Genomic DNA, 12,657 nt, shown 5'->3' on the forward strand with positions numbered 1-12,657 from the left:
ATAAAATGAATTGCTAATACGATGAGAAAAGTGGATCTTGAGCCCAAAAATAGGCTGGTACAGAGTCAGAATAAGTGGGATAAAGTGATAAATTGGATGGCGATTTTGGTGTTCAAAACGGCCATCCAAGAGGTAAGAATCAAGAGCAAAATCGCCTTGAAAGGGCTAAGCGCGATAAAACTTACTGTCGTTGAAGACGTCACGATCACGCGGATCGTTCGATAGGAACATCCACATCTCTTTCATGCTTTGTTCAAAGAACTCTTCTTCAAATACCACCATAGAGCAATGCTCACCAAGTCCAACCGCGAAAGGTTCGAGTGCTTCAAATCCAATGCGTTCGATGTCTTCAATATCAATGAAATACAGCTTCTTATCGGTTCTTTGTTCGCTCTCTGTGGGCAATTTGCCTTTACCAAGCGCTGAAAAGTTAAGCTCTACAGTTAAACCTGTGCGGTTTTGTTTTAGCTCATAAACTGCTTCCGTTTGCGCCATCACGCTGTAGTTCAAATCATCAAAGTAGCTCAGTGTTTCTTGCTTCATTGGGTGCATAAGTCTTCCATAAATTGTGCGGTGAATCTGATGAGATTCCGTTACAAGCCTTTCAAGTATTGAGCGTTTGCTGTCGGATTAATCGCGGTATTAAGAGCTTCAGCATACTGCTCATTGTGTTCATTCAGCAGAGCGGTAAAGGCATTGATCAATTCAGGTTTGGTCATCGTGACTTTGGTTTCTGTCTGGATGTCGCGCAGATCGAGCAACACGTCAGTGAAAAGCTGCGGCAAATCCTGCAGTACTTGCAGGTTCAACACGTTGTGCTCGCTGTAGATCGAGTTGTGACTGCCTTTTTGTTTTTGTATCACATACGGGTTGTCTTTTAGATTGATGATCGATGTGCGCTTGTCACACCGCTTCAAACAGCCTTTATTTACCTTAATCTTGCGGCAACCTTCGGTTTGTTGGAACAAACACTGACGACTGGTAAGCAGAGTGTTCGGGTGGTAAATGCTGTAGTAGCTGCGCATGTTGTGCGGGCGCTTAATGTGGCGCATCTGCTTCATGTTCAGCTCGTTAGAGATAAACGCACCGCTTGCGGCGAACTCTTCTTGCAAACATTTGAACGAGTAGGAGTTCACCGTGTTCATTTGCGGGCCTGCAATCCAACCTAATCCCAGCTCTTGAGCCAACATGCCCACGCCAAAGTTATTGGTGATCGACAATTTTGGCTTCACTGCTTCTAAGAATGATCGTGCGGCTTGGTAATCGTCACCAATCAAAATTGGAGGGAACCAAGGTTTCAATCTTGGGTTTGCTTGGAACAACTCAATCATCGCATTCAGTTCACCTGCCAATCCCATTGGTAGCTGGAAATAGACATCGACATTGCTGTCTTCGCATAGTGCGGTATCTTCTAATGATGAAATCAAGACGGATAGCTTCGGAGCGCCTTCGTGCCTATCTGGTTGAGGCAGTGTCGGCAACGTCGGTACATCAATCGCACCCTTTAGGCTGCTGCCAGAAGCTTGCGTTGAAGTCACATCAAAATCTTGAGTCTTCTCTGCAACCTTCTCAATGATTGCGGTTTTGTCGTCGTAGAGCTTCTTCTTCACGCCTTGCACATCATCGGCGGATTCGCATTTGTAGATCTTCGAGAAGTGTTTTACGGCGTGATCGCGAGGGTTGTCGATGTACATCGCTTTACCGAAATCGCCTTGCAAAAACGCGTTAGAGAAATCGCGGTTAAATACGGTGTACAACTCTGTGGTGTCGTTCGACAGTTCTACGCCATCACACAAGCGGTCAATCTGTCTACGCCAGTTGTCGACTACGGTGTAAACGTAGTGGGATTTCTTAATGCGGCCTTCCACTTTCAACGAATACACACCCGCATCGGCAAGGGCTTCTAAATCGCCAAATGCCGAGTTGTCCTTCATGTTGAGTGGGTAGCTGTTGCCTGTTTTGGTGGTTTCGTATTGCTCACGGCAAGGTTGACTGCAACGACCACGGTTGCCCGAAGCACCGTTGCGCGCAGAACTGATGTAGCAGATGCCAGAGAAACCGATGCAGTAAGAGCCATGCACAAACACTTCCATCATCACGTCATGTTCACGACCAAACTGAGCCAGATGCTTGATCTCATTGATGTTCAGTTCACGAGAGAGGTTCACGCGGCTCGCCGTCAACTGATTAAGGAACAAGATCTGTCCTTCGTTGTGCGTGTTGAGCTGAGTGGAAGCGTGTACGTCTAGATCTGGGAAATGATTCTTGAGAATGTAAGCCAAACCAAGATCTTGCACGATCACGCCATCAATCGCGGTGGTGTTTAATTGGCTGAGCAAACGCACGATGGCTGGAATTTCGCTTTCCAGAATCAACACGTTCAGGGTCAGGAAGATCTTACAGTTGTGCTGATGCGCAAGCTGTAATACGCCATTCAAGTTATCTAAGGTGAGGTTGGTGGCTCGGTTGCGGGCATTAAAACGGTCCAGTCCGCAGTAGATAGCATCGGCACCAGCAGCAACGGCTGCTTTGATGGAATCCAGATCGCCGCCCGGCGCTAATAACTCAAATTGATCGCGTGTCACTCGTTAGCTCTTACTCAGTAAAATAGGACGCGTATTTTATGTGCTTCACGGTTTTAATGTTGGACTGATTAACGCTTTATTAATCTGAATCAATTATTGGTCCGTGACGGGTCTGCTGCAACGAGTAAAGGCACTGTTGCAGCGGTGAAATCAAGTGAGTTGTTCTTACTGGTTGCTAGGCTGCTCGTGGTCGAGGTCTGGCCATATGCGAGCAGCATTCACTTAACCAACCGTTGCGATGAGCAGCGTTGTAAGCTCCGCGACAGCAGCGTAGCCAATCTTTTTTGGTCGAGAAGTACGACGCACTGCCTTTGCAGATTTTTAGCGTCCATTTTGAACGTGCAGAACGCATGTGGGCGCAGCACCTTTTCATCCAACCATTGCGGTGAGCGGCGAAGTAGGCGCCACTGCATCCTTCTTGCCATGCGGTTCGGGTTTTGTATTCAGCCGCGCTTCGGATGCAAGCGTCGAGCGTCCATTTCTTTTGTGTTCTCGGGGCGCCCATATGAGCGCAGCACTGCTCCAGCCAACCTCGATTTCTGGCTGCTTGGTAAGCGCTTTTACAGGCACTGATCCACTCGGTGCGTGTTCCGAAGGCTCGCGCGCTTTTGACACAGGCGGCCAAATCCCATTTCAATTCGATGGGCTTCATATGCGTGCAGCAGTCGTCCAGCCATCCATTTCTATTGGCCGCGTTGTAAGCGCCGCTGCATCCTCGCTGCCAATCGGATCGCGTCTCGTATCGTTTTGCGTTTTCTGAACAGGTTTCGAATGTCCATTTCTTACCGGTACGAGAAGGAAGCATATGAGCGCAGCAATCTTCTATCCAACCGTTTTTCCTTGCTGCGTGGTAAGCGCTCTTGCAGCCGTGATTCCATTCTGAACGAGTGTGGTATTGTTTGGCGTTTCGCTTGCACTTGTCGTATGTCCATTTGACGCCGACACGTTGCATGTGAGCGCAACATTGGTCGAGCCATCCATTACGGTAAGCCGCGCTGTAGGCTGCTTTGCATCCTTCACACCACGCTGTACGTGTTTTGTAGCTCGCCGCACTTTGTTTGCACAGTTCTAGATTCCATTTGCCCCGTTTTTTGGGTAGGTCCATAAGATTCATAAGCGCACCCCTTCAAGTGTTCCTGAATAAGGTTAAAAAGCCGTTTCCCTGAAATATATTGCCCATCTCGCTCTCTAAGAAGCTTGCTGATGTCGATGGGTGATCATGCCGATGGTATTGCTCTTATGTACGGCTTTTTGGGGCTTTCGGGTCAATTTAAGCCCAATTTACACAAGGGAGAAACAACAAACCCCGCAACGTGGCGGGGTTTGGAATTGAGGTTTGAAGCGAGAATTACGCCAGTTTGAACGTTGCTACTTTCGAATTGAGATCTTCTGCTTGAGATTTCAGCTCAGACGACTGATTCATCGATTCCTCTGCCCCGATAACCAAGTGATCCGTGACGTCTTTGATGGAAGTAACGTTCTGGGTGATTTCATTGGTCACGTGGGTTTGTTCTTCTGCGGCGGTGGCGATTTGGGTCGCCATATCGCTGATCATTGCTACTGCCGAGTTGATTTCATCCAAGGCTTGAGAGGCGCGGTCGGCATCTTCTACTGAGCCCAGTGCCAACTCAGAGCTGCGTTCCATTAAGGTCACAGCGCGTTGCGTGGTGCGTTGCAGTGTCTCGATGGTGGATTTGATTTCTTCTGTCGAAGTATGAGTACGTTGCGATAGAACACGAACTTCATCCGCAACCACAGCAAAACCACGGCCTTGTTCGCCTGCACGTGCTGCTTCAATTGCAGCGTTCAATGCTAGTAGGTTGGTTTGCTCAGCAATGTCACGAATGGTCGATAGCACGGTATTGATGTCTTGGGCATGCTGGTTCAGTTCACCGATAACACCGCTGGCTTGGTTCACTTCCGAAGACAGGTTGTTGATCGAATCTTTGGTGTTCACTACCAGTGAGTGGCCGTTTTGTGTGCTTATGGAAGAGTCCTGCGCCACTTTCGCTGTTTGCTCGGCATGAGAAGCGATCTCTTGCGTCGCAGAGGCCATTTCAGTCACTGCCGTTGCCACAAGCGTGATTTCTTGTTGCTGGTGGTTAAGCTCTTCAACCGATTGGTTTGCCCGTTTCGTGCTCAGCTCTGATTGATCGTTTAAGTTTTCCGCTTGATGACGAATATGGCCGATAAGTTGCTGAAGGCTGGCAACAAACTGGTTGAAGTTTTCTGCCAATTCACCCACTTCGTCACGGTTCTCAACTTTGATGCGCTGAGTTAAATCACCGCTACCATTGGCGATTTGCGATAGGGCATTTGACACGTTGTAAAGCGGACGAAAAAGGATGTTACACAGTAGGTTAAACAAGGCCACACAGATGATCACCACAATCGTAGTTGCGATGATTTGTCCCCAAACGGCATCGTAAAGTGGGGCGACCAAAGAGTCATTATCCAGAACCGTTACTGTGGTCAATTTGGTGCCATCGATGGCTTTCGCGTAAACCACGAAGTCTTTACCGTTGATGGAGATGGCGCGCTCTTGTCCAGAGTTGGCAGCCGCGACGATGTCGCTGTTATTTAAGCCCAGCTTGCTCACGGGCTGGTTAAGCAGCTTGCTGTTGTTGTGGGTAAAGATATTGCCCTGATCGTTGGCGATGAACATATAACCTTCACCCGGCAGAATCACTTGGTTCAGGCTATTTAGGATGTCACCGATTTCTACGTCTGCACCTAGCACGCTGGTTTGACCGTGAAGCTGGAGTGCTTTACCCAAAGACACGACGTTTGCCCCTGTTGCCGCAGCAACGGTTGGATTGTCCATAAAGACTTTCGAAGGGTTTGCGATCGCGTTGGTGTACCAACCCCATTGGCGAGGGTCGTCGTTACCCGGTGGCAATACAACACCATTCGCGTTGTCTTGAGAACCGTCTGGATACGCAAGGAAGACGTTATCAAACGCGGCAGAATCGCGAACCTGCTTTAGGTGCGTCACAATCGCTGACTTTTCAGCATCTTGAGAAAGCGATGTGAGTGCACGTTCTTTCGATAGTAACCAGTCGCTTACGTATTGGTTGTAAGATGCGCTAGTACTTTCTAGGCGCTGAGCGACTTCAACATCAAGTCTTTGCAAAGCATCACGGAAAGACAGCCCCTCCACCAACACTCCCCCGAGGATGATGGCAGCACTGGCAGAGATCGCCAGTTTGTTCTTTAGAGATAGATTTTTAAGCATAAAGTTATAGTTGGCTCTTATATTTATAAAAATAGGTATTTAGCAGCGACATTATATTTTAGTGGTCAAAATAAATTCAGATCTATGTCGCGTATTTGAGTGGTACTGATGTTAATGCGCCAATATTCAACACAGTGCTTTGCCTTTTTGCGCTAACTTGTTTAAAAGAAAGGCGCTCTCTAGCGCTTTGTAAATAATTCGCATTTTTATAAAGTGTGATGGAGATCTTACTATCCGGGCGTATATTTCATATTAAATATCAAGTATATGACGTGACCGATATATTGCCTCAATTAATCTTTATTAGGGACGATAGTTATGCGTAGCACGTTGTTATTCCCCGCCTTATTGCTGTCAGGGTGTGCTCTGACTCCCCAATCTACACCTCTCCAAGCCGATCCAAATTGGACGGTCGACCAACTTGCCAACGGGATGAAATACCACATCTACCCAACTCAAGATGAGGAAGTTTCAGTACGTTTGATGATGAATGTTGGTTCGTTCCAAGAAGAAGCCAACCAAAAAGGCTATGCACACTTTATCGAACACATGGCATTTAACGGCAGTACGCACTTTTCTGGCAATGATGTGGTGAAGCTGTTTGAAGCATCAGGCGGCAGCTTTGGTGCAGATATTAATGCCACCACCACTTACCAGCAGACGACTTATAAGCTCGACCTTGCCAACCCAAGTAAATTAGATGAAGCGCTTACGTGGATGCGCGATATCAGTGATGGTATTGAGTTTGACCCAACGCAGGTAGAAAAAGAGAAAGGGGTGATTCTAGGGGAGTGGCGACGCTCTCGTCCTGATGATAAAGCGTTAGCATTCAATGCTTATCAAGCTTCTATTGAGGGGACGCCTTATGCGGATCACGATCCAATTGGCACGCGCAGCTCAATTGAAAATACCACCTCTCCGGCGTTAAAAACGTTTTATGACAAGTGGTATCAACCGCAGTATGCCGAGTTGATCATTACCGGTAATGTCGATGTTGAGTCGATCACCAAGATCATCGAGAAAAAGTTCTCTAACTGGGAAAGCACCTCTGATATCGAGCTCGAAAATCGTCGTGATATACGAGTGAACAACGCTAACCGTATTCTGCCAAGTAGCCAGATGGAGTCGCCAAGCTTACATCTGATCATCGACCGAGACTCTGTCACGCGACAAACGGTGCAGCAGCAACATGCAGCGTGGCAAGATGAACTGAGCGCTCAGCTTATTCAACAACGTTTGCTGACGGTGTTTAACAATGCCGCTGAATCTTTCCAATACGTGTATGCGCAACCATACTCGTCTAATTATCACCGCATGATGTCGGCAGGTGTCTCGTTTGCACCGGAACGTCGTGACAACATCCAGCAAATTTTCCTCAATACACTGACGTCTTTGCGTGATTATGGTGTCACGCAACAAGAGCTTGAGAACGTAATGTCGAGTTGGTACGGCGAGCTAAACAACCTTGACTCGGATTGGGCGAAACGTAAGCCAGCAGGTTACGCAGAAGCGCGCGTATTCCAACTGGAGCGCGATTCGGTGTTCCCATCAAAAGACGGTTACAAGCAAAGCCTGACGAGTTTTGTGAAAGACAATGATCTTAGCCATGCCAACCAAGCTCTTGAAGATTTGCTTGCTGAGCCAGCTAACTTTGTGATTGGTTTGGGTAAAACGGAAAGTAAGCAGCAATTCGCTGGTGAGTTTGCATTGCTCAGCGCCGCTTATGCACAAGCTGGTGAAAAGCCGTTGGAAATGTACGCTAAGACAGATGGCTTTATTCAGCCGAGCCAAGAAGGTGACATTATTAACGTGCGTGAAGAGAAGGGCGGGTTCCAAGTTTACACCCTCTCAAATGGCATTGAAGTTTGGTTCCAAAAAGATGAAAAAGCCGCTAACCGTGCATACGTATATTTAGTGAGCCAAGGTGGTAAAGCGGCACTTGATAAATCGCTCTATCCTGCCTTTGAAGTGGCGACAATGTCAGCTGCACGCAGTGGCTTAGGCGATTTCTCAGGCGCGGAGCTGGATAGTTACTTACGCAAAAACGACATTTCACTGTTCCCGATTCTGGGGCCGACGAATCATGGTATCGAGGTTATAGCGCCCAAAGCGCACCTAGCCAGTGCAATGAACGGTTTGTACAACGTGGCAACGCAAATTAAAGTTGATGAGCGCCAACTCGACGCGGTGAAGCGTGAGTATGTGCAGCAACGTCGCTCGTTCTTTGAATCACCAATGGGTAAATGGGTTAAAGCGGCGAATGAAAATGCCTACTTACCTAACACTCGCCATCGCTTGCTATTAACTCATGGCGCGGATGAGGTAACCAAAGATCAAGTATTTGCCGTGCATGATGCGTTATTTAAGGTGAATCGTGGCTTTAAAATGGTGATTTTGGCGGATGTTGAGCCAGAACAAATTACACCATTGCTGCGCAAGTACGTGGCATCCATTGACCTCAGAACAGGGGCGGCGGTGGATTATCATGTCGCGTTTCAACCTAACGCTAAAAGCCGCTTAGTGATGGCGGAAGGGAATGAGCCGTCGTCGTTGTACTTGCTGCGTTTAACTAACAAGCACGAGTCACCAAGAACCGCGCGTGATACGGTGATCGAGGACATGTTGCAACGCATTGCGGCAGCACGAGTAACAGATCAATTGCGTGAAGAAGCAAGCTTGGATTACAGCCCGAGTATTTATCCGATTACGCAAGACAGAGAGCAGGTTTCAGATTGGTTCTTTGAATCGCAAATCGATCCTAGAGACGTCAGTAAGATGGATGCGCAGTTAGACAAGATCTTCGATGCGTTAGCGAAAAACATCACGCAACAAGAAGTTGATATTGCCGCGAAACAGCTTTCTGTTTCTATGAAGGACATGGATGACAATCCGGGGCAACGCAGCTGGGCATATACTCGTTATTTAGTGCACGACTACGGATTAGATGTGTTGCTAGATGTTGATAAAGCTGCGCAAAGCGTGACGCTGAAAGAAGTGCAAGCCAAAGCACTTCAAGCGTTCGGCAGCAAAGCGAAACGCACCACCATTATCCTCAATCCAAAACAATAATCAGCAAAAGGGCGACTCAATGGTCGCCCTTTTTGTTTCCGAATTGGCAATAGAAACGTACCTTTAGCCACACTGACAAGGCGTAGTTTCGCCCGTTTTGATTTGCTGCTTGTAGGCTTTTATCGCCTCTTTTCGCGCCGTATCGAGATCAGGGCGACGCACCACCACCTTCATCCCCGATTTTGGTTTTACCTTACAGGCGTAACGTGGCTTCCCATCCACTTCGACTTTGCAAGCATGGCAGCATCCATGTTTACGATGGTTCTTTAAGCAAGGTGCAGCGATATTTACTTTGGCCTTACGTGCGACTTCAACCAAATTTTGGTCGTCAGGTGACAGAGTGATTTTATGGGTATCAATCTCGATGATTGCTGGGGTAAAAGTAAACATAAGCGCTTAGATTCAAGTTAAACAATGACTAAGACGTCAATCGTCGGAAAAAGACGAAGTCGTCACTCAATTGTTTTAAAGTTCCGTTCAATTTTTAACTTACTCAGTTTTGTGAACGAAAGTCTCATATTGATTCGATGTAGGAAACCATGTGGTATCGCCTCGGTCTCACCTAACTCCAAATTGAAGTAAAAAAGGTTCCCCCAATGAAACGCTACCTATTGTCGACAATTCTACTCCTAAGCAGCGCAAATGTATTCGCAGAATCTGCACCAGCGCAGCCTGCGGCACCAAAGCCATTTGGTCTAGAAAGCATCACGACTGAGCAACAAGCGAAAATCGAAGAGATTCAAATCAAACTGAGCAGCGAGCTGGCGGGTAATCAAGATCCTAAAGCGGTTCAAGAGAGCGCGAAGCAATTTGAGAAGTTAGTGAAAGCATCATCATTTGATGAAGTGAAAGCGACGAAGCTGATCAAACAAGCGCATGCAAAACAGCTTGATACACAATTGGCACAATTGAAAGCACAGCACGATATCTACAACGTACTGACAGCAGAGCAGAAAGCGACGTTAGAAAAGCGTCAGCAAGAGCAACTGAAGAAATTTGAAGCACTGCAAAAAGACGCTCAGTAAACACAGATTTTTATTTCCCCCTATTTAAACCAAGGCTCCCTAATGGGAGTCTTTTTTAATGGAAAGTGAATCAGCTTCAGCTCATCCTGCAAACAAAGTGAAGGGCTCAACTGTTCTACTATTGTTATGCAAGGCATTGTGACCTTCCTTCCATAACCTCCCTCTTTGCGCTTGATCACAAAAATACACCAACTGCGTCACCGAAATGCCGTTCATATCACCAAATAAACCGCCATCTTTTTGATAAAAAAGTCAGTATGGTTAGCAAATTAGATCATTTATCAAACTAAATTATGGATTTAGCCATCAAACCACCATTGTGAGTAATTGAAAACGAGTTGATATAGTCGTTAGAGTGAATACGAATGGGATGGCATTCGGCGAGCCATTGTTAATTTGTGTTATTAAAGAAATATCCCCCATCGTTTTTATTGAGAACATGTTATTAGGTACAGTTCTTATTTGGGGTGCTTATGTTTTCTTGGTCTATATTTTAAATATAAATGATTATAACGGAAGGTATATGCATGAGTACTGTGCAAGCAATTAGCGATAAGCGCGTTGTAAAGAAAGCAGAAAAATACCTTAAGCGTCATCATGACGAAGTTTATTGGCTGATATGGCGAATAGGCATTGAAACGGGATTACGAATTACCGATATCACCAAGCTGAGCTACGACAATATTAATTTTGAATCTGGTGAAGTGACAGTAATTGAGAGTAAAGGGACACTTGCTCGTCAAGCTAGAGCGCGTCATAAAGTACTGAAAAGCGTCAAAAATGAGTTGCTCAACTATTACAAACGTGACCATGCGAAGCTGTTGTCTGTTTACGTTTGTGATTACCGGAACATCGTTGATCTGGTCCCTCGCAGCTGGAAGCACAGTATTGAAGTGAGATTGGAAGAAGCGACAAAGAACGCACCGGTCAAAAAGCGAGTGGCTTATCTCAGTTCACGAACCTTGACCGCGCTGAAAAAGCGTCGAAAGTTATGGCAGGGCAAGGACAGCGGCCTGATTTTTTCACGGGCGACATTAGCCAGTAACCGAGCTAAAAGGCAGCGCGGCGTTATCTCAAGGCAAGCTTGTTGGCGCGTATTCTCGTGCTTATCTTGCTGCATTGAGGAGTTACGTCAGCACAAAATTGGGTGTCATAGCTTACGTAAAATCTTTGCTCGTCACCTTTATCATTCCAGTGATATGGACATCGGTTTGGTTGCTACCATCATTGGGCATCAATCGGTCTCAACCACACTGAGGTACATAGGCATATCCGATGAAGATACCAGGCGGGCGCAATTGCGGCTGTTTGACTACTTCTTTGCTTAGCTAATCGCAAAACCATTTACCCACTTTATACATTGAGGAAGCGAGAGCGACCTCAGGATTTCTAGTGCCTTGCACCTTAAACTCTCACAATTAGGGGGGATTTTTCACGCCCATTTATTGGGTATTTCTATGGCAATCCATTCGTTTTCTATAGAAAACTGATTGCTCTTAGCAAAATGCTTCCGCAATACGGTATTCGTTCTTTACCATTGAATCAAAATGCTTTTTTGAGTCTTTCCTTTTATTTTTCAGGAAGATGACCTCAACTAACTTGGGGCATATTCTATCTTTCGTGAACTTCAAACGTACAGGGCATGTCCATATTGCCTAACTTTTGCATGCCTATTTAACTGCTTGATTCATAAGTCAATTAAGGCATTTGGAGGTAAAGGTGGAGACGAACTTTTCTCAACACCTTCGAATCACACGAAAACGCAGAGGGTGGTCACAGAGAGAGTTAGTTGAACGGTTACGTCATTTCCCTTTCTCCTTGTTTGTCGGTTTGGATGTTAACGCATTATCTCGCTGGGAGAGCGAGAAGGTACAACCAACGGCAGAGCGTATGGTTCAAATTCTAAGAGTGCTTGAAAACAGTGTAGATGAACTCAAATCATGCTGCTTTCCTAACAAACCTCAGTTGATAAAAAGGTTTGAACGTTTTCGCTATGGAAACTACGGCTTGGTTCATCTTCCTGAGGGAAATGGAAAGTGGCGGCGTTTGAATGAAAAGGGCAGTGGGCGTCAGTTTTTAAAGCAACTTTGCGCTATCACCGAATATGAGCGGTTTTTAAGTGGCAGAGAGCTCACAGAGCAATGGTCAGTGGCTGGGTGTGCCTTGGCGTCCATCACCTATCGAGTGGAAGGGGATGCATTCATTCTCATGCATTCAGAGAGCCTTACTTACTCGGCGTTACTCTCTTCAATAGAGCGCTTAATTGAGCTTTTGTACGCGAGTCGAGCGAGGCTTTTTTTGATGGTGGCACCAGAGAAGAAGGCGCTCAAAAAAGCCAGGGTTCTTCAGTTGGAAGAGGTGAGTGCAAAAACAGGAGTGTTTTCTGCGGGGGCAGATTACGTCTTAGGTGAGCTATTAACACTCCGCTCTTGGAACCACTCAAACAACGCTTAATTTTCACGGAGTAGATACTGAGTAATAACTATCTTCGAGTAAACGTTTAATTGGATGAATGTGAAAGGGAACAGATAAATAAATTATAGGCTCATGACAAGAATACCTTAATTTCTTGATGAAAAGGAGCGATCAGCCTAGGGAGAAATTAATGGTTTAGATTTAAGTATATTTCACGCTAACCAAAAATCATCAAGTTTGTATCTTTATACAAATACATCGAGTTGGAAATAATATTATTCCATCCGAATATTAATTAAAAACCAAATTGCACATATAGGAAATAATG

9 protein-coding genes are annotated in these 12,657 nt (G+C 46.1%); 4 read left to right on the plus strand and 5 right to left on the minus strand.

The annotated features are described in order from the left end of the window. Positions 1-165: 165 nt before the first annotated feature. The 4 genes from KIO97_RS03980 to KIO97_RS03990 form a co-directional block, all read right to left on the minus strand. Entirely contained in the window at positions 166-552 is a 387-nt protein-coding gene (locus KIO97_RS03980) for a hypothetical protein (protein ID WP_079401526.1), read from the minus strand. Between the two features lie 41 nt (positions 553-593). Then, entirely contained in the window at positions 594-2,585 is a 1,992-nt protein-coding gene (locus KIO97_RS03985; protein WP_285381082.1) for a U32 family peptidase, read from the minus strand. Between the two features lie 175 nt (positions 2,586-2,760). Then, positions 2,761-3,699, minus strand: a complete 939-nt coding sequence (locus KIO97_RS26935; RefSeq protein WP_306417115.1) for a hypothetical protein — start codon at positions 3,697-3,699, stop codon at positions 2,761-2,763. A gap of 234 nt (positions 3,700-3,933) precedes the next feature. After that, positions 3,934-5,820 carry a methyl-accepting chemotaxis protein gene (locus tag KIO97_RS03990; protein WP_285381084.1) on the minus strand — a complete coding sequence of 629 codons (1,887 nt, stop codon included), beginning with the start codon at positions 5,818-5,820 and terminating at the stop codon, positions 3,934-3,936. 318 nt (positions 5,821-6,138) lie between these two features. Here KIO97_RS03990 and KIO97_RS03995 point away from each other — a divergent pair, with 318 nt between their 5' ends. Further along, complete coding sequence (locus tag KIO97_RS03995) at positions 6,139-8,889, plus strand: pitrilysin family protein (protein ID WP_233969333.1); 2,751 nt, start codon at positions 6,139-6,141, stop codon at positions 8,887-8,889. A 63-nt stretch (positions 8,890-8,952) separates the two neighbouring features. Here the strand turns inward: KIO97_RS03995 and KIO97_RS04000 are convergent, their stop codons facing one another. Next, positions 8,953-9,279, minus strand: a complete 327-nt coding sequence (locus KIO97_RS04000; RefSeq protein WP_005429122.1) for a 2Fe-2S iron-sulfur cluster-binding protein — start codon at positions 9,277-9,279, stop codon at positions 8,953-8,955. A 206-nt stretch (positions 9,280-9,485) separates the two neighbouring features. Here KIO97_RS04000 and KIO97_RS04005 point away from each other — a divergent pair, with 206 nt between their 5' ends. From KIO97_RS04005 to KIO97_RS04015, 3 genes are all read left to right on the plus strand, one after another. Then, positions 9,486-9,914: a Spy/CpxP family protein refolding chaperone gene (locus KIO97_RS04005; protein WP_011999098.1), complete on the plus strand. Its 429-nt coding sequence runs from the start codon at positions 9,486-9,488 to the stop codon at positions 9,912-9,914. Positions 9,915-10,441: 527 nt separating this feature from the next. Continuing rightward, positions 10,442-11,242: a tyrosine-type recombinase/integrase gene (locus KIO97_RS04010; protein ID WP_285381088.1), complete on the plus strand. Its 801-nt coding sequence runs from the start codon at positions 10,442-10,444 to the stop codon at positions 11,240-11,242. 391 nt (positions 11,243-11,633) lie between these two features. Continuing rightward, entirely contained in the window at positions 11,634-12,368 is a 735-nt protein-coding gene (locus KIO97_RS04015) for a helix-turn-helix domain-containing protein (RefSeq protein WP_050906208.1), read from the plus strand. Positions 12,369-12,657 lie beyond the last annotated feature (289 nt).

It is taken from the genome of Vibrio sp. B181a (genome assembly GCF_030248375.1).
Taxonomy (GTDB): domain Bacteria; phylum Pseudomonadota; class Gammaproteobacteria; order Enterobacterales; family Vibrionaceae; genus Vibrio; species Vibrio campbellii.

Bases quoted from the DNA above. Each gene is read 5' to 3' on its own strand.
- KIO97_RS03980 (WP_079401526.1), bottom strand. From the start codon at position 552: ATGCACCCAATGAAGCAAGAAACACTGAGCTACTTTGATGATTTGAAC.
- KIO97_RS26935 (WP_306417115.1), bottom strand. From the start codon at position 3,699: ATGAATCTTATGGACCTACCCAAAAAACGGGGCAAATGGAATCTAGAA.
- KIO97_RS03990 (WP_285381084.1), bottom strand. From the start codon at position 5,820: ATGCTTAAAAATCTATCTCTAAAGAACAAACTGGCGATCTCTGCCAGT.
- KIO97_RS03995 (WP_233969333.1), top strand. From the start codon at position 6,139: ATGCGTAGCACGTTGTTATTCCCCGCCTTATTGCTGTCAGGGTGTGCT.
- KIO97_RS04000 (WP_005429122.1), bottom strand. From the start codon at position 9,279: ATGTTTACTTTTACCCCAGCAATCATCGAGATTGATACCCATAAAATC.
- KIO97_RS04005 (WP_011999098.1), top strand. From the start codon at position 9,486: ATGAAACGCTACCTATTGTCGACAATTCTACTCCTAAGCAGCGCAAAT.
- KIO97_RS04010 (WP_285381088.1), top strand. From the start codon at position 10,442: ATGAGTACTGTGCAAGCAATTAGCGATAAGCGCGTTGTAAAGAAAGCA.